The sequence below is a fragment of the Ensifer sp. WSM1721 genome (assembly GCF_000513895.2).
Lineage (GTDB): Bacteria > Pseudomonadota > Alphaproteobacteria > Rhizobiales > Rhizobiaceae > Sinorhizobium.
Genome location: NZ_CP165783.1, coordinates 909586 through 932658 on the forward strand (window position 1 = coordinate 909586; position 23073 = coordinate 932658).

Annotated in this window: 21 protein-coding genes; 7 read left to right on the plus strand and 14 right to left on the minus strand. The window is 61.9% G+C overall.

Annotation, left to right across the window (positions count from 1 at the left end; all coding sequences use genetic code 11):
- Positions 1-163 precede the first annotated feature (163 nt).
- The 4 genes from M728_RS21785 to M728_RS21800 all read left to right on the plus strand — a co-directional run bounded on the left by M728_RS21785 (position 164) and on the right by M728_RS21800 (position 2506).
- The gene (locus M728_RS21785) at positions 164-526 is read left to right on the plus strand and encodes a helix-turn-helix transcriptional regulator (RefSeq protein WP_026622694.1); all 363 of its coding nucleotides are present in this window, start codon (positions 164-166) and stop codon (positions 524-526) included.
- On the plus strand, positions 507-1010 hold the full coding sequence (locus M728_RS21790; RefSeq protein ID WP_026622693.1) for an SRPBCC family protein: 504 nt from the start codon (positions 507-509) through the stop codon (positions 1008-1010). Before M728_RS21785 ends, M728_RS21790 begins: the two co-directional genes overlap by 20 nt.
- A 452-nt stretch (positions 1011-1462) precedes the next feature.
- Complete coding sequence (locus M728_RS21795) at positions 1463-1939, plus strand: SRPBCC family protein (protein WP_026622692.1); 477 nt, start codon at positions 1463-1465, stop codon at positions 1937-1939.
- A 144-nt stretch (positions 1940-2083) separates the two neighbouring features.
- Positions 2084-2506 (plus strand): c-type cytochrome, encoded by a 423-nt coding sequence (locus tag M728_RS21800; protein WP_034884374.1) that lies wholly within the window; start codon positions 2084-2086, stop codon positions 2504-2506.
- 129 nt (positions 2507-2635) lie between these two features.
- Here M728_RS21800 and M728_RS21805 read toward each other — a convergent pair whose 3' ends face one another.
- Positions 2636-3307, minus strand: a complete 672-nt coding sequence (locus M728_RS21805; protein ID WP_026622690.1) for a Crp/Fnr family transcriptional regulator — start codon at positions 3305-3307, stop codon at positions 2636-2638.
- Positions 3308-3521: 214 nt separating this feature from the next.
- Here M728_RS21805 and M728_RS21810 point away from each other — a divergent pair, with 214 nt between their 5' ends.
- Positions 3522-3869: a hypothetical protein gene (locus tag M728_RS21810; protein ID WP_026622689.1), complete on the plus strand. Its 348-nt coding sequence runs from the start codon at positions 3522-3524 to the stop codon at positions 3867-3869.
- Between the two features lie 39 nt (positions 3870-3908).
- Here M728_RS21810 and xdhC read toward each other — a convergent pair whose 3' ends face one another.
- Genes xdhC through uraH form a run of 4 tightly spaced genes read right to left on the minus strand, consistent with a single transcriptional unit; the run spans position 3909 to position 9007 of the window.
- Positions 3909-4787 carry a xanthine dehydrogenase accessory protein XdhC gene (gene xdhC, locus M728_RS21815; protein WP_026622688.1) on the minus strand — a complete coding sequence of 293 codons (879 nt, stop codon included), beginning with the start codon at positions 4785-4787 and terminating at the stop codon, positions 3909-3911.
- A 5-nt stretch (positions 4788-4792) separates the two neighbouring features.
- Positions 4793-7138, minus strand: a complete 2346-nt coding sequence (gene xdhB, locus M728_RS21820) for a xanthine dehydrogenase molybdopterin binding subunit (protein ID WP_026622687.1) — start codon at positions 7136-7138, stop codon at positions 4793-4795.
- A 13-nt stretch (positions 7139-7151) separates the two neighbouring features.
- On the minus strand, positions 7152-8630 hold the full coding sequence (gene xdhA / locus M728_RS21825) for a xanthine dehydrogenase small subunit (RefSeq protein ID WP_026622686.1): 1479 nt from the start codon (positions 8628-8630) through the stop codon (positions 7152-7154).
- Positions 8631-8635: 5 nt separating this feature from the next.
- Complete coding sequence (gene uraH / locus M728_RS21830) at positions 8636-9007, minus strand: hydroxyisourate hydrolase (RefSeq protein ID WP_026622685.1); 372 nt, start codon at positions 9005-9007, stop codon at positions 8636-8638.
- 169 nt (positions 9008-9176) lie between these two features.
- Between uraH and puuE the strand changes: the two genes are divergently transcribed.
- Positions 9177-10592, plus strand: coding sequence for an allantoinase PuuE (puuE, locus tag M728_RS21835; RefSeq protein ID WP_026622684.1), 1416 nt, complete (start codon positions 9177-9179; stop codon positions 10590-10592).
- A 106-nt stretch (positions 10593-10698) separates the two neighbouring features.
- Here the strand turns inward: puuE and M728_RS21840 are convergent, their stop codons facing one another.
- Positions 10699-11991 carry an NCS2 family permease gene (locus tag M728_RS21840; protein WP_026622683.1) on the minus strand — a complete coding sequence of 431 codons (1293 nt, stop codon included), beginning with the start codon at positions 11989-11991 and terminating at the stop codon, positions 10699-10701.
- Positions 11992-12677: 686 nt separating this feature from the next.
- On the opposite strand from M728_RS21840, the gene M728_RS21845 reads away from it, so the two are divergent.
- Positions 12678-13349 (plus strand): protein-L-isoaspartate(D-aspartate) O-methyltransferase, encoded by a 672-nt coding sequence (locus tag M728_RS21845; RefSeq protein WP_026622681.1) that lies wholly within the window; start codon positions 12678-12680, stop codon positions 13347-13349.
- Between the two features lie 69 nt (positions 13350-13418).
- Here the strand turns inward: M728_RS21845 and M728_RS21850 are convergent, their stop codons facing one another.
- The 8 genes from M728_RS21850 to M728_RS21885 form a co-directional block, all read right to left on the minus strand.
- Positions 13419-14816, minus strand: a complete 1398-nt coding sequence (locus tag M728_RS21850; RefSeq protein WP_026622680.1) for a carbohydrate ABC transporter permease — start codon at positions 14814-14816, stop codon at positions 13419-13421.
- Positions 14816-15904: a carbohydrate ABC transporter permease gene (locus M728_RS21855; RefSeq protein WP_026622679.1), complete on the minus strand. Its 1089-nt coding sequence runs from the start codon at positions 15902-15904 to the stop codon at positions 14816-14818. Before M728_RS21855 ends, M728_RS21850 begins: the two co-directional genes overlap by 1 nt.
- A gap of 67 nt (positions 15905-15971) precedes the next feature.
- Complete coding sequence (locus tag M728_RS21860; RefSeq protein ID WP_026622678.1) at positions 15972-17195, minus strand: extracellular solute-binding protein; 1224 nt, start codon at positions 17193-17195, stop codon at positions 15972-15974.
- 299 nt (positions 17196-17494) lie between these two features.
- Positions 17495-18406 carry an SMP-30/gluconolactonase/LRE family protein gene (locus M728_RS21865; RefSeq protein ID WP_026621143.1) on the minus strand — a complete coding sequence of 304 codons (912 nt, stop codon included), beginning with the start codon at positions 18404-18406 and terminating at the stop codon, positions 17495-17497.
- Positions 18407-18428: 22 nt separating this feature from the next.
- A complete protein-coding gene (locus tag M728_RS21870; protein ID WP_026621142.1) occupies positions 18429-19379 on the minus strand; it encodes an ABC transporter permease in 951 nt (316 codons plus the stop codon).
- Positions 19376-20323, minus strand: coding sequence for an ABC transporter permease (locus M728_RS21875; RefSeq protein WP_026621141.1), 948 nt, complete (start codon positions 20321-20323; stop codon positions 19376-19378). Before M728_RS21875 ends, M728_RS21870 begins: the two co-directional genes overlap by 4 nt.
- Positions 20320-21774, minus strand: a complete 1455-nt coding sequence (locus M728_RS21880; RefSeq protein ID WP_026621140.1) for a sugar ABC transporter ATP-binding protein — start codon at positions 21772-21774, stop codon at positions 20320-20322. The genes M728_RS21875 and M728_RS21880 overlap by 4 nt, the downstream gene beginning before the upstream one ends.
- A gap of 69 nt (positions 21775-21843) precedes the next feature.
- Positions 21844-22860, minus strand: coding sequence for an ABC transporter substrate-binding protein (locus M728_RS21885; RefSeq protein ID WP_026614892.1), 1017 nt, complete (start codon positions 22858-22860; stop codon positions 21844-21846).
- Between the last annotated feature and the right edge of the window lie 213 nt (positions 22861-23073).

Genomic DNA, 23073 nt, shown 5'->3' on the forward strand with positions numbered 1-23073 from the left:
CGTTCCGGTCTCGGCCGAGCGGCCAGCACAAGGCTTCTACGGCGAAGAGTGGAGAAGTGCGGAACGTCGCTTTCGCGAGGGGGCGGAAAGCGACCGGACTTGTCACGGCCGCCCATGCGGTGGGGCCTTGCATGTCGACAACCCACGTTATATACTAAACCACATGGTTCAGTATTCAAGCGCCCGCCTTGATGCTTCGTTCGCTGCGCTCTCGGATGCCACTCGACGTGGCGTTCTGGAGCAGCTCGGACGTGCGGAGGCTTCGATCACGGACCTTGCCGAGAAGTTCCACATGACCCTCACGGGTATGAGGAAGCACGTCAGCGTCCTGGAGCGGGCGGGACTGGTCACGACGGAGAAGGTCGGCCGCGTGCGGACCTGCAAGCTCGGCCTTCGCGGCCTGGAAGAAGAGGCGGCATGGATCGAGAGCTACCGCCAGCTCTGGGGCGCACGCTTCGACGCGTTGGACAAGGTGGTCGAGGAATTGAAATCAAAGGAGAAGATGGATGAACGAAAGAGGCAGTGAGCCCACCGGCATGAAGAACCGCACGACCGTGGAACGTAAGTCGGATCGGGAGCTGGTCGTTACGCGGGTCTTCGACGCCCCGGCCCGCATCGTGTTTGAAGCCTGGACCAAGCCCGAGCTGTTCATGCGGTGGTGGGCACCGAAGTCAATGGGCGTGCCCCTGCTTTCCTGCGACATGGATGTTCGTGCCGGGGGCAAGTACCGTCTCGAGTTCGGACAGGATGCCTCGGACTCCATGGCATTCTTCGGCAAGTACATCGAAGTGGTGCCGCACTCGCGGCTGGTCTGGACCAATGATGAGAGTGAGGACGGCGCCGTGACCACGGTGACCTTCGAGGATCAGGGTGGCAAGACGCTGCTGATCTTCCATGAACTCTATCCCTCGAAGGAAGCCCTCGACGAAGCCTTCATCGGGATGGAAGGCTGCATGCCCGAGCAGCTCGAGCAACTAGACGAGCTTCTCGTCAGCATGGGAGAGCGATGAACGCCGACTTCACGTGACGATCACTTCAGCGAGCGGAGGGCTGGACAGCAGTCACACACCCTTCGTTCCCCGGCCTAGCGGCTCGCCTCCTGCAGCGCCGCCAACGCGCGTTGCGGCTCGTCTGTTTGTTCGCTTTGCCTGGAGCGAGGCGGTGTGGCACGCATGGCGGCTGCGTCCTCCCGAGCCGCATCGGTTGTGGACATCTACATGTCCTTTCGGCCACAAGAGTTGTCGGACTGCAATCGGCTCCAATTCCGGTCGTCAAACCTCACTCCGTCGAACGTCTCAGATGGGTCGATTCTTCCCGTTCCCCAAACTCGCCAAGGTGGCTTGCTGGCGTTGCTTTCCCTTGCCTCCATAGAATCTCGTCAAATTTGTAACTCCCACCATGTCGACGCCCCGAGCTAAGTCACTCCTGCGAATTGCAAGAAGGAACTCGAAGGAGAGCGACGATGACCAAAGAAACGATCAGCTTTGTTTATGTGACCTACATCCAAGCGACGCCGGAGAAAGTGTTCGAGGCGATCACGAAGCCCGACATCGCGCGCCGCTACTGGGGACACGAGAACGTCTCCGATTGGAAGCCCGGTTCGAGATGGGAGCATATCCGCGCCAATGACGAGCGGAGCGTCGAGCTCGTCGGCGAAGTGGTCGAGAACACGTCGCCCCGGCGTCTCGTCATCACCTGGGCTAATGAGTCCGATGCCGACAACCCCGCGAAATACAGCCGAGTGACCTTCAGCCTCGTTCCGTTTGACGGCATGGTGCAACTGACCGTCAGCCATGACGAGCTCGAAGCCGGCAGCGGAATGGCAGCGGGGATCAGCAAAGGATGGCCGATCGTGCTGTCCAGTCTCAAATCCTTCCTCGAAACGGGCCAGGCGATCGACGTCTTCGCGAAGCCGCGCCACACCGAACTGGCGGCCTGACCTTGAACAGGGACCCGAGCGGCTGTCGTGTACTGTGATCAGACGCGCAAAGGTCGCTGTAGCACTTTGAATTGCTGCATGTTTCCTTAAATCGGTTACGATCTAAGGAACCATGCAGCAGACGCCATTCGAGGCAACCGAAGAATGCGTCCATTTCAGCTACAGCAACTGGGTCTGTTGGCCGCCGTCGCCTGTGGCCTCGTGGTAGTTTCCGGGAGCTCCTCGCAGGAGACCGCGGCCGCCGACAAATTCTATCGGGTGATAGACGGCAAGGCCGATGCCCGGACCTACAACGGATACCGGCGTTATCATGGCGGCTGCAGCCATTGTCACGGCCCAGACGGAGTCGGCTCGACCTTCGCCTCCTCGCTCGTCGATCGGCCGCTCGATATCGAAACGTTCAGGCGCATCGTTCGCGATGGCCAGAGCAGTAGCGGGAGTTCGGTTATGAAAGGCTTTGCGACCGATCCCAATTTCGCTCCTTACATCGACGACATCTACGCCTATCTGCAAGCCCGCGCCGACGGCGCTCTTGGCCGCGGACGACCGAAAAGAATGGAGCCTTAGACCTCGGCGCCTACTATCGAGTTGGTTCCGTGCCGGTCAATTTTTTTGCTTCCGAGCTTCGTCACACGCTCCGGCTGAGCGGCGCTGAACGCAGGCGAGGTCTCGGGTGTTCCGGACGGGAGGTGCCCGTTACTCCTCTTTTCCCGCGAGCATTTCGAGAGCCGCAAGGTCGCAGAGCAGGAGCCGGTGTCCGCGTCGCTCGATGAGCCCCTTCTTGGCTAGAGCGCTCATCTCGCGAGAGACCGCCTCCCTGTGCGTGCTGATTGATGCCGCCAGTTCGAAATGGGTGGGCGCCGGGTCTATGAAGACCGGGCTGCCGGCTTCATCCGGCTTGTCCGCACGGCGGAGCAATTCGAGGATGAGGCGCCTGCGCACCACCAAGGTGCTGAACTCGTAAACCCGCTCGGTCATATGCCTTATGCCCGCCGCAAGGTGCTCGAGGAGGGCCCACGAAAACTCCGGGTGGTCGGCAATCAGCCTGCGGAAGGCCGGCGCCGGCAATCTTGCCGCACGGGTTACCTCAAGAGCCACGACACTGGCCGATCGCGCCTTGCCGTCGATCGCAGCCACTTCCCCGACGATGTCCCCGGGGCCGCGATCGCCGTAGAAGATCTCGCGGCCGTTCTCGGAAAAAAGCGTAACGCGGGCGTGGCCCTCCAGTATGAAGAAGACGTCGCGTCCGCTCTCGCGATGCGCGACGATCAGTTCGTCGGCGGCATAAGTGCGAACGGTCCAATGTTTGGACAAGGCAGCGACGGCTGCATCACCCAGCCTCGAAAGAAAAGTTGGCAAACGCGTCATGGCCGTCGTTTCCATTCGGCCGAACTCTACTTCCTTCGGCCTTGGCGGTAAAAGAACTTCCTGCCGCCCCTTGGGGACGCGTGGGCGCACCGCTCGTTTTATTCAATTGCCTTGCCGCGCCTGTGCGAATTCTCACAGACGGAACCGAGCCACGCCTCATATCCTTCGGGCACCGGTCTTGTTCGGGCCTGTTCGGTTGAAGAGGAGAACTTCCATGTACAGATACACAATCCTTGCCGCGCTTTGCTTGACGGCGGGCAACGCCTTCGCAGGTGAACTCAAGGCCCTGCAAGGCGGAAGCATCGATCTCGGCGCTTATCATGGCGTCATCTATTACACGGAGGCCGATAGCGGTTTTCAAGTGGTCACAACGATCGCGGATGGGGCGGAGGGCTCGCCCGTTCGCTTCGAGGCAACGCTCGAGGAGGGCCAAAGCCTTGCCATTTCAGTTCCTGGCGGTTTGGGTGAACCCAGCAAGGCTCTCGAAATCTCGCGTGCCGGCGGCAGGCTCCTCATGAACGGGATCGATACCACCCCCAAACTCGTTCATGCCGGCCGGTGAATCCGTTCGCCGTGGAAGCGCCAACGTTAGATTTCCCCACTAAAAGGACGAGGAACCGACCTCTGCCTTTACCGGCTTTTCCTTCTTGCGTGGTGCAGCACCCTTCGGCCGTTCGTGGGTAAGTACCGCCGTGAGAATCTCCGCGGCGGCCAGCGCCGCAATCACTGCCGGCCGCTTGTCCTTCACCGCCGTGCCGCCGATCGGGCAGACGAGCCGGTCGAAGAGCTCGGGGCGTTCGACTTCACGGGCGAGCCATGTTTTGAAGGTGGCGCGCTTCGTCTTCGAGCCGATCATGCCGACATAGGAGGCGTCTTGGCGGCCGAGCGCCTCCGCCGCAATCAGGAAGTCGAGCGCGTGGTCATGGGTAAGGATGACGAAGGCGCTGCCTGAAGGCGCATCACGCACAAGCGCCTCGGGCATTGCCGTCAGGCAGGTCCCGATTCCCGGGACTTCGACCACCGAGAGCTCGTGCTCGCGGGTGTCGACGAGCACGGTCCGGACCGGGAGCAGCGACAGCGCCATTGCCAGTGCGTTGCCGACGTGACCCGCGCCGAAAATATAGACGTGCGGCCGACGCGCGATCTCAGCATCGCTGCGTGCGACGAGCGCCGTGCGCGTCTCCTCGTCGACGGTCTTGAAGGAAAGCGCCACGCGGCCGCCGCAGCATTGTCCGATCTCCGGCCCCAGAGGAATTGTCAGCTGCTCGTCCGCAACGGCTCCGTGAATGAGCTTTCGAGCATGATCGATCGCCATATATTCCAACTGCCCGCCGCCGATCGTGGCGAAGGTGCGATCCGTCGAGACGAGCATCCAGGCATCCGTGTCGCGCGGCGTCGAACCGGCCGCTTGCGTCACCTCGACGAGGACGCATGCCGCCTCTCGCGCCAGGAAATCACGGATATCCTCTTTGCTTGCCATCTTCGTCAGCCATCCGCTGCATCGCGCGCAGCCCCGCGCAGACGCTCGATCGCCATCAGCACCCGTTCCGGCGTCGCCGGCGTATCGATGCGCGGCGGAAAACGATACGCCGCAACGCTCGCCGCTGCCATGGATATAGCTTCGAGGACGGAAATGCCCAGCATGAAGGGCGGTTCTCCCACCGCCTTCGAACGGCGGATCGTCTCTTCCCGATTGACCGACCATTCCGCCAGCCGCACGTTGAAGATGCGCGGGCGATCGGAGGCAAGCGGAATCTTGTAGGTGGAGGGCGCATGGGTGCGCAGGCGCCCCTTCGCATCCCACCAGAGTTCTTCCGTCGTCAGCCAGCCCATGCCCTGCACGAAGGCCCCCTCGACCTGACCGAGATCGAGCGCCGGATTCAGCGACTTGCCGACATCGTGGATGATGTCCGTGCGCTCGACCTGGTATTCGCCGGTAAGCGTATCGACGCTGACCTCCGAGCAGGAAGCGCCATAGGCATAGTAATAGAACGGCCTTCCCCTGCCCTCGGCGCGGTCCCAATGGATCTTCGGCGTCTTGTAAAAACCGGCGGCCGAGAGCTGCACCCGCGCGGCATAGGCGGATTTGATGAGGTCGGCGAAGGCGATGCGCTCCGCTCCGATCCTCACCGTATTCGGTTCGAAGGCGACGTCGGCTTCGTCAACGCCGTAACGCTCCGCCGCGAAGCGCACGAGCCGCGCCTTGATCTGTTGAGCCGCATTTGCGGCCGCCATGCCGTTCAGGTCGGAGCCGGAAGATGCGGCCGTCGCCGAGGTGTTCGGCACCTTGCCGGTCGAGGTTGCCGTCACTTTGATGCGGTCGAGATCGACCTGGAACTCGTCCGCCACCACTTGCGCCACCTTGGTATAGAGCCCCTGCCCCATCTCGGTGCCGCCGTGGTTCAGCTGGATCGAGCCGTCCGTATAGACATGGATCAACGCGCCAGCCTGGTTGTATTCGGTCTTGGTGAAGGAAATGCCGAATTTCACCGGCGTCAACGCGATGCCGCGCTTAATGACGTGGTTCTGCCGGTTGAAGGCAAGGATGGCCTGGCGCCGGGCGGCATAGTCCGACGAGGCTTCGAGTTCCTCGATGATCCGGCCGATGATGTTATCTTCGACCGTCTGGTGGTACGGTGTCAGATTGCGCCCCTCGCCGCCGTAGAAATTCAGCTTGCGGATTTCGAGCGGATCCTTGCCGAGCGTATAAGCGATGTCCTCGATCATCCGCTCGCCGCCGACCATGCCCTGCGGCCCGCCGAAACCACGGAAGGCGGTATTCGAGACCGTGTTGGTCTTGAGCGGGCGTGAGCGCAGCCGGACGTTCGGATAGAAATAGCAATTGTCGGCGTGGAAGAGCGCGCGGTCGGTCACGGGACCGGAAAGGTCCGCCGAGAAACCGCAGCGGGCGGCAAAGACTGCGTCCACCGCCTCGATCCGGCCGTCGTCGTCAAAGCCGATCTTGTAGTCGACGTGGAAGTCGTGCCGCTTGCCGGTCGCCGTCATGTCGTCGTCGCGGTCCGGGCGCACCTTGACGGCGCGGCCGTATTTCCTCGCCGCAAGCGCCGCCACCGCGGCAAAGAGGTTTGCTTGCGTTTCCTTGCCGCCGAAGCCGCCGCCCATGCGGCGAACATTCACCGTCACGGCATTCGACGGCACGCCCAGCACATGCGCGACCATGTGCTGCGTCTCGCTCGGATGCTGCGTCGAAGCAAAGACTGTCACCTCATCGTCCTCGCCGGGGATCGCAAAGGAGATGTGGCCTTCGAGGTAGAAATGGTCCTGGCCGCCGATCCGCATTTCGCCCTCGACGACATGCCTCGCCCTGGCAAAGCCGGCGTCGATATCGCCGCGTTCGAGCTTCAGGGGATCGATCACCAGCGGATAGTTGGCGGCCGCGGCTTCGACGACGTCGGTCACATGCGGCAGATCGCGATATTCGATCTTCACCTTGGCCGCCGCGCGCCGGGCCGCATCGCGCGAAGTTGCGATCACGGCGAAGATCGGCTGGCCGTGGAATTCGACCTTGCCGGTGGCGAACACGGGATCATCGTGCTTGTGGGCCGGGCTGATATCGTTCTCGCCCGGAATGTCGTCCGTCGCCAGGATCCCGACGACGCCGGGGCTGTTCTTCACCGCCTCGAAGTCGATCGACAGGATTTCGGCGTGCGCGTGCTCAGAGAGTCCCAGGTAGCCGTGCAGCGTGCCGGCTGGCTCTGGAATATCGTCGATATATTCGGCCGTGCCCGACACGTGCTTGTGGCCGGACTCGTGGCGTTCCTTTTCGTGGACGCCGCCGCGGATGCGGTCTATGGGCTGCATCACATTCATGGGTCCACCTCTTCTAGACAGCGACTGCGGCGGCGCGATCGATACGGACGTTACTCGTATCCTGCGTTTCCAGATAGAAGCGCCGCAGCAGGTTTTTCGCAACCAGCATGCGGTAGCCGGCCGAGGCGCGCCAATCGGTGAGCGGTGTGAAATCCTGCTCGAAGGCGGCGACAGCAACGTCGATGCTGGCGTCGTTCCACGCCGTGCCCTTGAGAGCGGCTTCCACATTCGACGCGCGCTTCGGCGTGCCCGCCATGCCGCCGAAGGCGATCACCGCATCCGCGACCCGGCCGGTGCCATCGAGCTTCACCCGGAAGGCACCGCACACTGCGGAAATATCCTCGTCGAACCGCTTCGAGACCTTGTAGACGGCGAAGCTGTCGCCGTCGGCGAGAAACGGAATCCGGATACTCTCGACAAACTCGCCGGGCTCACGATCCTGCTTGCCGTATTCGATGAAGAAGGCCTCGAGCGGCAGCGTCCGGCGCCTCGTCCCCTTGCGCAGGGTTATCGTTGCGCCAAGTGCGATCAGCGCCGGTGGGGTGTCGCCGATGGGTGAGCCGTTGGCGACATTGCCGCCGACCGTGCCCATGTTACGCACCTGCTCGCCGCCGATCCGCTCCCAGAGTTCGCGCAATTGCGGGAAGTGGCGGACGACCACCGGGAAGGCCTCCGTGTAGCTGACGCCGGCGGCAAGCGTGATCCCTTCCGCGTCGACGGAAATCTGGCGCAGTTCCTCGATATGCGAGAGATGGACGACCGGCGCGATGTCGCGCATGAACTTCGTCACCCACAGTCCGATGTCGGTCGAGCCGGCGACGATCGTCGCTTTCGGATTGGCCTCGATGACCGCAGCGAAATCGTCGAGTGACGCCGGAAGCACGACGCGTTCGTCTTCGCCGCCGATCTCGACCCGGCGGCCGTCCCTAAGCGCGGCCAGTTGTTGCGTGATCTTCTCGCGGTCGGCGACCAACGGGTCCTTGCCGACCTCGCCGATCGACGAAATCGCCTGGGCTGCGCGGATGATCGCCGCATAACCGGTGCAGCGACAGAGATTGCCCTGCAGCGCCTTCTCGATTTCCTGGATGCTCGGCTTCGGATTCGCCATCCAGAGGCCGTAAAGAGACATCACGAAACCCGGTGTGCAGAAGCCGCATTGCGAGGCGTGGGTGTCGACCATTGCCCGTTGGACCGGATGCAGCGGACCGTTCGGCTGCGCGAGCGCCTCGACCGTCACGACATGGCAGCCGTCGAGGGAAGCGACGAAACGGATGCAGGCATTGACGGACTCGTATTTCAGCCTGCCGTCGAGGAGCCGGCCGACGAGGACGGTGCAGGCGCCGCAGTCGCCTTCCGCGCAGCCTTCCTTGGTGCCGCGCAGGTTTCGTTCAATTCGCAGGAAGTCGAGCAGCGTCTGGACCGGCGAGACGTCGGCGACTTCGACAAGGCGGTCGTTCAGGAGGAAGCGGATCGTGTTGCGGATCTCGGTCATGACCGTCAGCTCCCGCGATAGGTGGAATAGCCGTAGGGCGAAAGCAAGAGCGGCACGTGATAATGCGCGGCACGGTCGGCGATCCCGAAGCGGATCGGGATCACATCGAGAAACGGGTATGCGCCGCGATCGGCCGCGGCACCAAGATATTCGCCGGCGTGAAAGCGCAGCTCGTAGGTGCCCGTCTCCATAGCGGCCCCCTTGAGGAGCGGCTCATCGCAGCGCCCGTCGTCATTGGTCCGGGTTGTGGAGAGATGCTCCATCCGATCACCCTCGATGCGGTAAAGATCGATGCGAAGCTTGTTTGCCGGTTTGCCGTTCGCCGTGTCGAGCACGTGTGTTGTCAGGCGCCCGGCCGTTCCGCCTTGAGATTGCATGCTTTATCGCTCCTCCGAAGTCAGCATCGAGGACGGAGTATCCAAAGCGTGGGCGCCTTTGTGTAGCAAGCTCAACCTTCGAGACTTTCAAACTTTTCGGGGGGAATAGGCCGGCGATTTTCTCGCTACCAATTGTCATGACGATACAATCTCTGGAGGAACTGCTGCTATGAGATACCCACGCGATCTCCTGGGTCATGGTCCAAGCTCCCGTATCGCCTGGCCCGGCGAAGCGCGGATCGCCGTCCAATTCGTGGTCAATTACGAAGAGGGCGGAGAGAATTGCGTCCTTCACGGCGACGCGGCGTCGGAGGCGTTTCTGTCGGAAATCGTCGGCGCGCAGGCATGGCCGGGACAGCGGCACTGGAACATGGAATCGATTTACGAATATGGCGCACGTGCCGGCTTCTGGCGGCTGCATCGGCTCTTCAGCGAAAGGCAAGTACCGGTCACCGTGTACGGGGTCGCCACGGCGCTGAAGCGTTCGCCGGCGCAAGTCGCCGCCATGCAGGAGGCTGGGTGGGAAATCGCATCACACGGTCTGAAATGGATCGAGCATAAGGACTTCGACATCGAGCGCGAGCGCGCCGAGATCGCAGAGGCGATCCGCCTCCACACGATCGTTACCGGCGAGCGGCCGCGCGGCTGGTATTCCGGTCGTTGCTCCGCAAACACGCTCGACCTCGTCGCCGAGACCGGCGGCTTCGATTACGTCTCCGATTCCTATGCCGACGACCTGCCCTATTGGCACGAACATGCCGGCCGGCATCAGCTCGTCATCCCCTACACGCTCGACGCCAACGATATGCGCTTCGCGACGGCCCAAGGCTTCAACAGCGGCGATCAGTTCTTCAGTTACCTGAAGGACAGTTTCGACGTCCTCTATGCCGAAGGTGCCGCCGGCTCGCCGAAGATGATGAGCATCGGCCTGCACTGCCGGCTCGTGGGCCGTCCGGGCCGGGCGGCCGCGCTGGCGCGCTTTCTCGATTATGTGAAGGGTCATGAGAAGGTCTGGCTCGCCCGCCGCATCGATATCGCTCGCTACTGGACAGAAACCTATCCGTTCCAACCGAACGAGAACCGTCCCTCGCGGCTTTCCGAAGAGACCTTCGTCGACCGCTTCGGCGGCGTCTTCGAGCATTCGAGCTGGATCGCGAAGCGCGCCTTCGCCGGCGAGCTTTCCCCGGCCACCGACACGGCGACCGGTCTGCATGCAGCGCTGACCGCGGTCTTTCGCGAAGCGAGCGAAGAGGAACGGCTTGCCGTGCTGAAAGCGCACCCGGATCTTGCCGGCAAGCTCGCCGAAGCGAAACGGCTTACCGAGAGCTCCACTGAAGAGCAGGCTTCGGCCGGCCTCGACGCCGTGACAGATCACGAGCGGGAGCGCTTCAGGGCACTCAACAGCGCCTATGTCGAAAAATTCGGCTTTCCCTTCATCATGGCCGTCAAGGGCCGCAGCAAGGACGAAATCCTCGCAGCTTTCGAAACTCGGATCGACAATGACCGTGAGACCGAATTCGACAGTGCCTGCCGTCAGGTGGAGCGGATCGCGCTCCTGCGGCTCCGCGACATGCTGCCGGACTGAGCGGAAAGAGGCGGCATTTTCTAACGAAGATCGGCCGGCCCGAGTTTTGGGCCGGCCGTTTTCTATGTCCCCTCATCATGGAGAGTTTCGGGAGGACGCTGCGGTCTCACCCGCCGAAGAAGGCGAAGCGGACGACGAAGAGCGCCGCGACGAGCTGGGTCGCCGGATGGATAACATTCCACTTGCCGGTGCAGACTTTCAGGACGACGTAGCTTACGAAGCCGAAGGCGAGGCCGTTGGCGATCGAGTAGGTGAATGGCATGGCGATCGCCGTTAGCGCCGCGGGTGCTGCTTCCGTCAGATCGTCCCACTCGATTTCCGTGAGCTCACGCATCATCAGGCCGGCGACATAAAGCAGCGCCGGCGCGGTCGCATAGGACGGGACGGCGGCGGCAAGCGGCGAGATGAAGAGTGCCGCGAGAAACAACACCGAGATCGTGAGCGCGGTGAGACCGGTGCGGCCGCCGGCTTGCACGCCGGAAGCGCTTTCGACATAGGCCGTGGTGCTGCTGGTGCCGATCAGCGAACCGGCGATGATGGCCGAACTGTCGGCAAGCAGTGCGCGTCCGAGGCGACTGGGCTTGCCCTCCTCCACCAGTTTCGCGCGCTTGGCGACACCGATCAGCGTGCCGGTCGCATCGAAGACTTCGACGAGCACAAAGACCAGGATGACGTGGACAAGGCCGCCATGCAGGGCCCCCATGATATCGAGCTGCAGGAAGGTCGGGGCGATGCTCGGCGGCGCCGAGACGACGCCCTTGAACTCGGAGACGCCGAGAAGCATCGACAGGACGGTGACGACGAGTATGCCGATGAGGATCGATCCGCGCACTTTGAGCGAGTCCAGCACGGCGATCACGAAGAAGCCGAGGATCGCGAGCAGCGGCCCCGTCTGTTTGAGATCGCCGAGGCCGACCAGCGTCGCCGGATTGTCGACGACGATGCCGGCGTTCTTGAGGGCGATGATGCCGAGGAAGAGGCCGATACCGGCCGCAATGGCGCTGCGGAGCGAATGCGGTATACCGGCGATGAGCCAGCTCCGCACACCGGTAACCGTCAAGAGCAGAAAGATGAGGCCCGAAATGAAGACGGCGCCGAGCGCCTGCTGCCATGTGAAGCCGAGGGCGGCAACCACGGTGAAAGCGAAAAAGGCGTTGAGCCCCATGCCCGGCGCCATACCGATCGGCCAATTGGCGACGAGCGCCATGACGGCCGAGCCGAGAGCGGCGGCGAGACAGGTCGCGACGAAGACGGCGTCGCGGTCCATGCCCGTCGTCGACAGGATATCCGGGTTGACGAAGATGATGTAGGACATCGTCAGGAACGTCGTGACACCGGCAATCACTTCCGTGCGGACGGTCGTGTCATGTTCTTTCAGCTTGAAGAGTCGTTCAAACATTTTTCCTCCCTGAGACCACGATGATCTTGGGTGAACCCGAGATCATGAACGTGATCGACTCTCTTAAAGTTGGAGTGGGATGCAGGCGGAAACCCGCTCATGCTTTTCCGCATCCCGCTCTGGCGGCATCAACGCGACGCAGCCGAACGACAGAGACCGGAGCTGCTCCTCCAACTTCCGGCCGTTGCATTTCGATCGCCCGCACCCAGCTTTCTACGGGCGGTGATCCAGGCCGTGCGGCCTCGCCGGATGGAAAGCCATCACAAGCACACCGATTGTGCGGCCTCGCGCGCAGGATCGCTAGCCACCGATTTCGACGGCGAATGCGAAAGACTTTCAAATTTTCCAGTGCATTCCGGCGGGATTCCCTCAGGAATCGCCATGTCTCCGGTGTCGGAACCGGTCGTCGTGATGAGGAGCCAGAGCCTCTGTTTTGACGATAAGGTGCATCATGAGCCGATCGGCCGATAATGCTGCCGTGGCTGTCATCCTTCTCGACATCCACAGCGGTGTCCGCTTTCTTGCACGACTTAAGCCGTGCGGGCGCCGAACTTCGGCTTGCCACCTTCCGTGACCTTGCTCATGGGGCGCCATCGTTCGCTTTTTGATCTTGCCATCGCATGTCCGTGCCCCTTTAATGTTGAGAGGTCTCTCTGGCGGCCGACTGGCTGAGGAAAGCCCACCCCATGAAGCCAATGAACGAAAAGCACCTCGGAGTTCTGCGCAGGCACATGGTCGAGGTGATTGCGATCTATGCCGACCTTGCAAGCGAAGAACTCGGCAAAGCAGCGCTCGATGAAAGGGTGATGGCGGCGATGTTGCGGGTGCCCCGGCATCTCTTCGTGCCGGCTCCGGTCGCGCCGTTTGCCTACCAGGACATGCCGCTGCCGATCGGCTTCGATAAGACCGTGTCGCAGCCCTTCATGGTCGCTCTCATGACCGACCTCCTTGCTCCCCAACCGCATGAGGCAGTGCTCGAAATCGGCACCGGTCTCGGTTACCAAACCGCAATCCTCGCGCAACTCGCCGGGCAAGTTTGGAGCGTCGAAATCATCGAAGAGTTCGCAAGCCATGCCGAGGCTCTCCTACAGGGCTTCGGCATCTCAAATGTCGGCATTCGTGTCGGCGACGGGTCTCGCGGCTGGCCCGAGCACGCGCCATTCGACAAGATCCTGGTCACCGCCGCGGCCGAGGAGGCCCCACCCGCTTTGCTTGAGCAACTCAAGCCAATGGGCCGCATGGTTCTTCCTCTGGGATCTGAAGAACAGGTGCTGACCGTCATCGACAAGGATGACCAAGGACAAGTTGAGGAGCGGAAACTCATCCCGGTTCGGTTCAGCCAACTCGAGGCGTCATAGACTACTTTGGCGAGGACCGCTTCCAGCACAGAGCGAGGACACCAACAAAGGACCGCTTTGGGTGTAGTGCTACGTGATGCCCTTGGTGACCTGGGTGGAGACGATGTGTCGCTGGAAGAGCACGAAAAGGACAATGACCGGCACGATCGAGATGAACGCTCCTGCGAGAACAAGTCCCCAATCGCCCTGCGCACCCCCGTAGGAACGGCGCAGGCTGAGAAGCCCGACCTGGACCGTCAGCGCTTCTGGCGGGCTGGTGATGAGCACGAGGGGCCAGAAGAAGTCGTTCCAGGCGCCTTGAAAGGCGAGAATCGCGTTGACCAACAAAGCCGGCTTGGCGTTTGGCAGAACGATTTTCCAGAACACTTGAAAGCGGTTGGCGCCGTCGACGATTGCAGCTTCCTCTATTTCTCTTGGAAACCCCTCGAAAAACTGCTTCATCAACAGGACATTGGCTGAGGCGACGGAAACGACGATCACGCTCCAGGGGGTGTTCAGAAGCGACAGATCCCTGAAGATCAGATAGTTGGATACGAAGGTCACTTGCGCCGGAATCGTCATTGAGAAGAGCAATGCAGCGAACAGTAAGCGGCTGCCCCTGAACTTGAGCCGCGCAAGCGCATACCCGGCAAGGCTCGCGACGACGAGCGTCAGGACCAGGCGCCCGATGGCGATGGCAAGACTATTGACCAGCCAGCTTCCAAACAGGCTTTTCCCGGTCTGCAGGTCAGCCGTCTCGTTTATCACCCGCCGGTAGTTGTTGAAGATCAACCCGAGAGCGCCTGGTGTGATGTTGTCCCAACTCAGCAGACGTCCGCGACGCTCGGATCGCGATGGCGAAATCGGACTGTCGATAAGTGTTTGAGAGGACGGAGCGGTCAGATTGAGGGGTGTGCGTTCGATCCAGGGCCCGTTCCGGCGGTCGGTGCGATAGGTGATCTCATAGACGAATGTCCGCGTCTGCCAGGGCTGCCGAACCCCCCGCGCGTCACGCACCTGCATCGTTGCCGAGCTGGAACTTTTCAGCGCAATCGACGCGTAGTCCGCGGCATAATCCCGCATGAGCGCAGCGGCGATGCCCGACCCCGGACGGCGACGAGGAATCTCGGCTTTCGGTTCGACGATGGTGGTGCCGACGGGCGCTGCGTAAGTGACACTGAAGGTAATTTTTGCGCCAGGAGAGAACCCTCCCCACAATGCATCACTCGCGCCCTCCTGCCCCAAACGGGCGGCGGCGATCCATGCGGCCGGGTTGAGCTGGTCGAAATAGAGACGGAACGGTCTTTCCAATGGGTCGACCTTCAAGCTCGCCATAAAGGCAAGAACGAATGTCCCTGCCATGATGGTCGCGACGGCCAGAAAGGTCAGATACAACCACGCGCTTACCGCAAGCTGGCGGCGGCGAAGCGCGCTAGCCGGCAGGCGCCGGCGCGACGGCACGGCCCCGGCAGCGGTTAGCCTCGCCATTACTCGGCCCTTTCCTTCACACCGACCGATTTTTGAACGTAGACGACAGCGATTGTGAGAATGCCAAGGACGAGCGCCGCAGCACTTGCCATGCCGATCCGCGAAGAGGCGCCTGCCGGAAAGGCGTTCTCATAAACGTAGTAGGCAAGCGTTACTCTACTTGCGAGTGGCGCCGCATCTCCCAGAATCGCGACCTGGTCGAACATCTGCAAGGTACCGATGACGCCCATCGTAACGACTGCAAAGGTCACCGGCCTGAGCGCGGGGACGGTTATGTGGCGAAATCGCTGGAAAGCGTTGGCTCCGTCGATCTCGGCCGCGTCGTATAAGGCGCTCGGGATCGATTGTAGCCCTGCCAAGAACAACAGCATCAGCGTCGGGACCGTTGTAAAGACATTCATCAACGCCACGGACCACAGCGTGACCGGCATGAAAAGGAAATGCCGCTGGGTATTCAGCCAGGAAATCAGCAGATCATTGTCGAAAACGGGCAGCAATCCCGAGAAGGCACAGGCAACGACAAGCGCCAGCGCGCCGACGGCGGCGGCGAGCAGAAAGAAGGGATCGAAGATCGAAACACCTTCATAGCTGCGCCGCGCGTTGAGAACGAGTGCGCCCTGCAACGCAGCGAAGCCAATGAAGAACAAAAGGACATGCCGGCGATAGGCAAGCACAGTGCCGACGATCGCGGTCATGAAGCCGTCTCTCTGAAAGAGCCAGAGAAAGATGAGCGTCATCGCCGCACTGGACATGATCGATGGCAGGTAAAACACCGTCCGAATGAGTCCCCTCGCCCGGACGGCATGGTTCACGAGAACCGCCAGGGCAAGCGCAAGCACGGTCTGGACTGTTGTGACGATCAGCGAGAAGCCAATCGTGTTCCGCAGGGCGATGAGGAAAAGTTCATCGGAGACGAGTGCAATGTAATTGGACAGCCCGACGAAGCTCGGAGCCTTGAACAAGTCGTATTCGGTAAAGCTGTAGTAAGCTGTTCGGATAATCGCGTAGACGAAAAACAGCGTCATCGAGATTGTGAAGGGCAACACGAAAAGCCAAGCACTCCTCTCGTCTGAACTAACTCGCAACATGCATGTCCTCCCACGGGTGCCCTGCTTCACGCGTCCTCTAACCGCTCGACCCGAGAGCAATTCAGCCTTATTTTGCGAACATCCGGTCGAGGGCGCTTTGCGCGGATGCCAAAGCTGTGTCTGCATCCGCCTCCCCGAGGATCACAGAATTGAGCGCAGCATTGATCGGCTGCATCCAACTTCCTCCGACGTCTCCGAAGAAATACGGCGTGACGTGATCGTCCGACAGGCCCTCGAGAATTACTCGGCTTGTCATCTGCTCGGGCCGGCCGCCCCGCAGCCAAGGGTTGTCAGCGAGGCCCGTCCGGCTCGGGAGAGCCAGCCCCTGCTCGAAAACCCATTGCTGGGCTTCCTCCGTGGTCAGGAGCGTGGCGACTTTTGCAGCAGCCTTACTGACCTTCGAGGCCGCGTTGACGGCCCAACCGACGGTGAAGAGAATATTGCCTCGTTTGCCGCTTTCAGGGTCTTTCGGCATCCGGACAGTGCCGAGATTCATATTGGGAGCACTATCGCGCAGGGCGCTGATAATCCAGGCGCCCTCGATCGCTATGGCAGCCCGCTCGGACGCCAAGCAACCGCCGGTCCAGCTTTGACCTGCGTCGGCGGCCATGACGGCAGCCCCGGACTTCACGAGTCCGGTGTAGAAATCGAAAGCCCGACGAAAACGCTCGTCGAGCACGGTTTTTCCCTGACGATCGAAAGGGGACCAGCCTGTCGACAATGCAAACGCGCCGAACCGGGCATATTCCGGAACGATGCAGAGGCCATCGACCTCCGGAAGAGCCTTGTGCACGGCTAGCAGTTTCTCCTGCAGCGTCGTCCACGTATCGTCGTCGCTCGGATAGGCAACCTCCGCATCGTCGAAGATGTCTTTGTTGAAATGTACGGCCAGCGCGTTGAAGTCCTTCGGGATGGCGTAAAGCTTCCCGTCATAGGTGAAGGCCTCGAGGAGATTGGCTGCGAAACCGGAAACGTCCTGTGTCACGGGGGCCGCTTGACCGGCGCTGAATATGGAGCGCGCCCAGAAGACATCGACGTAAAAAAGGTCCGGAGCGGTGCCCGCCGACAAGCCGTTGATAATGAATTGCGAAAAGTCGCCATCAACGGGCTCGTACTTCACCGTGATGCCCTCTTTCGCGAGCTTTTCGGCAAGAACGTTGGTCAACAAGCCGTTGACAATGGCGACCTCGGACCCGCCCCAACCGGATATCCGCACGGTCTCGTCAGCCAACGCCGGCAAGCCAAGGAGCATGGTCGCTGCGGCGAGAGCTTTCGCAGGACGGAACAGCATATCGGCTCTCCCTCCGATCAGATGGCCACGGAGCGGCAAGTGCAGGACTAAAAGGCGTCCCGCTGCTCAGGAGGTAGATAGCTTCGTAAGCGAAAACGTCGAGCGGCACTCCGTTACTCGCCGATGCAGCGGCCATGGCAGCTTTCAGCCGGGATGCGCGACGCATTCACCCGTTCAGTGTTCTACTACAGCGCCGTGCGTCTTTTCAGACGCACAAAGGACGCTGTAGCACTTTGAATGGCTGCATGTTTTTGTCCTTAAATCGGGTACGATTTAAGGAAACATGCAGTAGCGAATTCTCACGGCGTTTGGGCACCGGTGGCCGTGACATAGATCGAATAGAGCGAAGTGGTCGCAGCGATGAAGAGGCGATTGCGGCGCGGCCCGCCGAACGTGAGGTTTGCAACGGTCTGCGGCACGAGGATCTTGCCCAGGAGTGTGCCGTCCGGCGCAAAGCAGTGGACGCCGTCGCCGGCGCTCGACCAGAGATTTCCCGCCATATCCGTCCGGATGCCATCCGGAATGCCGTTGTCGATCGTCGCGAAGACGCGGCCGTCGGCGAGCCCGCCAGCGGCAACGTCGAAGGCACGGATGTGGCGCGGCAGGCCCTCGTCATGACTCGCGCCGGAGTCCGCGACATAGAGGATCTTCTCGTCGGGAGAGAAGGCAAGGCCGTTCGGTTGGTTGAAGTCGGTGACGACGGCCTCGATCTCGCCGATCTGCGGATCAAGCCGGTAGACGTTGCGGGTCTCCTGTTCCGGCTCGGCACGATAACCTTCGTAGTCCGAGAGAATGCCGTAGGTCGGATCGGTAAACCAGATCGTTCCATCGGATCGTACGATCACGTCATTCGGCGAGTTGAGCCTTTTGCCCTGATAGCTTTCCGCAAGCACCGTAATCGAGCCGTCGATCTCCGTGCGGGTCACCCGCCGCGTCCCATGCTCGCAGGAGATCAAGCGCCCTTGGCGGTCGCGCGTGTGGCCGTTGGCGAAATTCGAAGGCTGGCGGAAGGCGGAGACGCCACCCTCCGGCGTCCAGCGCAGCATCCTCTGGTTCGGGATGTCGCTCCAGAGAAGCTGGTTGGCATCGCTGAACCAGACAGGGCCCTCGGCCCAACGGCAGCCGGTATAGAGCTCCTCGAGGCGGGCACTGCCGACGATCATTTGGGCGAAGCGCGGGTCATGAATCTGGTAGATCGGGTTCTTGGCCATGAATGGTGCTTTCTTTATCCCGCTAGCGCGCACCCGGCTGGCGACCGCCTGCCAGCATGATGACGCTGATGATGATGAGGCCGGTCATAATCAGGCGGATGCCCGCGCCGAGCCCGTAAGTGTTGAGCATGGAAACGACCAAGAACATGAAAAGCGAGGCGCCCCATATGCCCGGCACGTTGGAATCGCCGCCCGCGACCGCCGTGCCGCCGAGGACGACGACGGCGATCGACATCAACAGATATTCCGATCCCATGTTGAGCGCTGCGCCGCCGGAGAAACAGGCGAGCAGATAACCGGCCAGCGAGGCAAGCACGGCGCAGAAGACATAGGTGACGAAGCGGGTGCCGTCGACCGGAATGCCTGCCATCTTCGCGGCCGCCATACTCTGCCCGATAGCCGAAATCCAGCGCCCGTAGACGGTCTTCCCGAGCAGGAACCAGGCGAAGATCGAGATGATGAGAGCAATGATAGCGACGTTGGGAAGCCCGAAACTATTGGCAGTCGTAAAGTCCGCAAGGAAGCTCGGCGGCTTGATGCGCAAGCCGCGATTGGTCCAGATCGCAGCCGACTGGACGATAAAGCTCACCGACAGTGTCGCGATGATCGGCGGGATGCGCAGTGCCTTTATAAGGGCATAGTTCAGCATTCCCACTCCTATGCCGATCAGGACGGCGACGACCAGTCCCGGTACGATCATTGCATTGTCCACGTCCATGAGCTTCAGCGCCACCGTTCCCGCAAGCGTCATCGTAGAGGGGACCGAAAGGTCGACATTGCCGGGGCCAAGCGTAATGACGAACATTTGGCCGATGCCGACGATGATCGAGAAGGCGGCAAAGGTGAGCGCTGCCTGGGAGAGGTCGAGCGTGCTTGCGCCGCCCGTCACCATGATAGTGGCGAACCAGACGACGAAGGCAGCGAGCCACGACCAAATCCACGGCCTGCGAGAAACACGGTCAAGCATCCTCATCGGCCCTTCTCCCGCTTCTCGACTCTATTGAGGAGCAGGCGCAGCGCCAGCACGATGATGAGGATCGCTCCCTGTGCGCCGATCTGCCAGTCGGGCGAGATGCGCAGGAAGGACAGGAACGAGCCGGCAAGCGTCAGCGTCAGGGCGCCGATCACGGCACCGATCGGCGAAACGCGCCCGCCGATGAATTCTCCGCCGCCCAGGATCACGCCGGCGATCGAAAGCAGCGTGTATCGAAGCGCGATATTTGCGTCCGCCGAGGTGGTAAGCCCGACGAGCGCGATGCCGGCGAGAACCGCGAAGAAGCCGGCAAGACCGTAAGCCGCCGCCCGTGCGGCAAGCACCGACCAGCCGGCCCGTTCGACCGAACGCTCATTGCCCCCGACGCCGCGGATCAGTACACCGAGCGAGGAGCGCACGACGAGAAGATGGGCGGAGGCGGCGATGACGACGCTTACGACGATCGCCATCGGGGCAAAGGGCGGCTTCATCGTCATCAGCGCGCGCACCCAATCCGGCGCCTGCCCGCCGGGCGCCGGCAGGAGAAGGACGGCGAGCCCGGCCCAGACAAAGCTCATCCCCAGCGACACGACGATCGACGGAAGATTGCGCAGGTGGATGACGACGCCGAGCACGGCGTAGACCATGACTACTCCGGCAAGGATGAGCGCTCCGATGATCGGCGCGTCTCGCAGGAAGGTCGCCGTGACACAGGCGACGAAGCTGACGAACGTGCCCATCGAAAGGTCGAGATCGTTGACCGCCATGATGAGCATCTGCGCGATCGTCGCGAGCGCGATCGGAACGGCGAGATTAAAGAGGAGGTTGAGCCCGATGTAGCTCATCGCGCGCGGCTGCAGCCAGAACACGGCGGCAAGCAGCATGGTCAGCGAAAGGGCTGGGATCGCCAGCCGGATCGCGTCCGCGGAAATCGTCAGCCTCATGCCGCTGCTCCCCGGAACGAGGCGGCGAGAATATTCTCCTCGGTGACGGCATCACCGGCGAGTTCCGCGACGATTGCGCCCTCCCGGAAAACATAGACGCGGTCGCAGAGGCAGACCTCCTCCATCTCCGTCGAATACCAGACGAAAGTCCGGCCGCCCGCGGCCTGCTGGCGCACGATTTCGTAGACCTCCTGCTTCGTGCCGACGTCGACGCCGCGCATCGGATCATCCATCAGCACCACCGGGGCGCGCGTAGAGAGCGCCCGTGCGAACAGCACCTTCTGCTGATTGCCGCCCGAGAGCGACAGGATGCGATTGGCGAGATCCTGGGTCCGTATGTCGATGCGGCGCTTCCAGTCGGCGCCTCGCTCCGCCTCGGCTGCAGCATTCACGACCCCGCGCTTGGCGAGATCACCGAGGGAGCCGATCGAGAGATTTTTCAGGATGCTCCAGAGTTCAAAGACGCCGTTCAAGCGCCGGTCCCCCGCCACGAAGGTCACGGCAAGGTCGCGGCGCGGCAGCCAGTCGCTGGTTTTGGCGGCATGAAGTTTCATCAGCATGCGCGTCTGGCCGTGGCCGGCGAGCCCGGCAAGCCCGACGATCTCACCGCGCTTCGCACGGAACGGCATGCCGCGGCCGCCCTGCGCGATAACGACGGGCGCGGCGGCGAGATCGCGGGTCGCGCGGCGATGCGCCTCGCCTTTCACCACGCTACCCATGGATTCGACGAGACTTTGATCGGTCCAATCCGCGGCAGGCCTATCGGCGACGATGCGACCGTCCTTCATGACCACGATGCGGCTCGCCGTCGACAGAATCTCATTCAGGATGTGCGAGATCAGGATGACCGATCCGCCGGCGGCGACGAAGTGGCGGACATAGGCGAGCATCTGCTCCGCAAGGCTGGCGTCGAGGGAGGAGGTCGGCTCGTCCAGGATGACGAGCCGCGGCGCGACACCGGCATCGGAGAAGGCCATGGCGATCTCGACCATCTGCCGCTCGGCGATCGAAAGTTCGCCGACGCTCCTGTCGCTGGCTATTCCGTGTCCTGGGAAAACCGCATCGAGACTCCGCTCTATCACCTCCTTGGCACGTTTTCGCCAGCCGAAGCCGCCGAGATGACGATGCAGGATACGGGTATTCTCGACGACGGTTAGATTGGGGCAGAGCGACAGTTCCTGGAAGACGCAACGCATACCGCGCTCCCGGGCGGCATTAATGCCGTAATGCGCCAGGATGTCGCCGTCTGCCGAAATACTGCCCTGATGCGGGGCCAGGCCGCCATTGATGACGCTTACGATCGTCGATTTACCGGCCCCATTATGGCCGACGAGGCCCACGCATTCGCCGGCGCTGATGGCGAGCGTCACGCCGTCGAGCGCCTTGACCGCTCCGAAACTGACCTTGGCGTCCGCGACCTCGACGATCGCCTTCGGCTTATCACCTGTCATTGATGCCGTCTTGCTCCGGGAAAAATTCGCCGCGCGGCCCTACAGCGCCGCGCGGCATGCGAGGCAGCCTTACTTGGCCGCTTCGATGACCTTGATCGCGTCTTCCTGCGTATACTCGACGTTGGCGACGCCGCCAGCCTGGGTGTTGGCAAGGTTCTCTTCGAGGTTGGCCTGGTCGATGCGCAGGAACGGCACCACGAGATCCTTCTTTACTTCCTTGCCGTCGAGAATCTGCTGCGCGACCCAGAAGGCGAGCGTCGAGACGCCGGGGGCGATGGAGACGGACATGGTCTCGTAGCCGCTCGCGTCCTTCTGCTCTTTCCACCATTTTAGCTCGTCTTCGCGGTTGCCCATGACGATCACCGGCATCGGCCGCTTTGCGGCCGCGATTGCCTGCGCGGCGCCGTATCCGTCGCCGCCCTGCGTCACGACGCCTGCGATCTCCGGCAGGCTCGGCAGAATGCCGGCGACTGCCTTCTGCGCGACGTCCTGTGCCCAGTCGCCGTGAACGGAGCCGACGATCTTGAACTGTGGGAACTGCTTGACGCCCTCGTGGATGCCGGCCGAGATCTCGTCGTCGACGAAAACACCGGCAAGGCCGCGAATCTCGAGCAGATTGCCGCCCTGCGGCAGCTTCTTCGAGAGATATTCGACCTGGCTGCGGCCCATTTCCTTGAAGTCGACGGCGATGCGCCAGGCGCAGGGCTCGGTCACGATGCCGTCGAAGGAGACGACCGTTATCCCCGCGTCGCACGCCTCTTTCACCGCACCGTTGAGCGCGGTCGGAGACGCGGCGTTGAGGACGATCGCGTCATAGCCCTGCAGGATCATGTTCTGGATCTGCGCGGCCTGCTCGGTCGCCTGGTTCTCGGCCGTCGTGAAAGCGTCGGCGGCAGCAACGACACCGGATTTGACCGCCTCGCCCGTCACCTTATTCCAACTCGTCAGCATGGCCTGCCGCCACGAGTTGCCGGCATAGTTGTTGGAAAGGGCAATCTTCTTGCCCGATGTATCGGCGATAGCCGATACCGGCATGGCTGCGCACGCGACGGCGACAGACGCCAGAAGCATCTTACGAATTGTCATGTCTCCTCCCTCCGAATCCGTCCTACGATCGGATCGCTTCATTGCCGCTGCTGCTCGCGCGCGGCTGACATTAATGCTTGCACTACAGCGCCGTGCGTCTTTCAGACGCACGAAGGTCGCCGCAGCACTTTGAATTGCTGCATGTTCTTTCCCTTAAACCGGCTACGGTTTAAGGGAATATACTGAGCTTCCTCCTCTCAGTAAGGGCAGGAT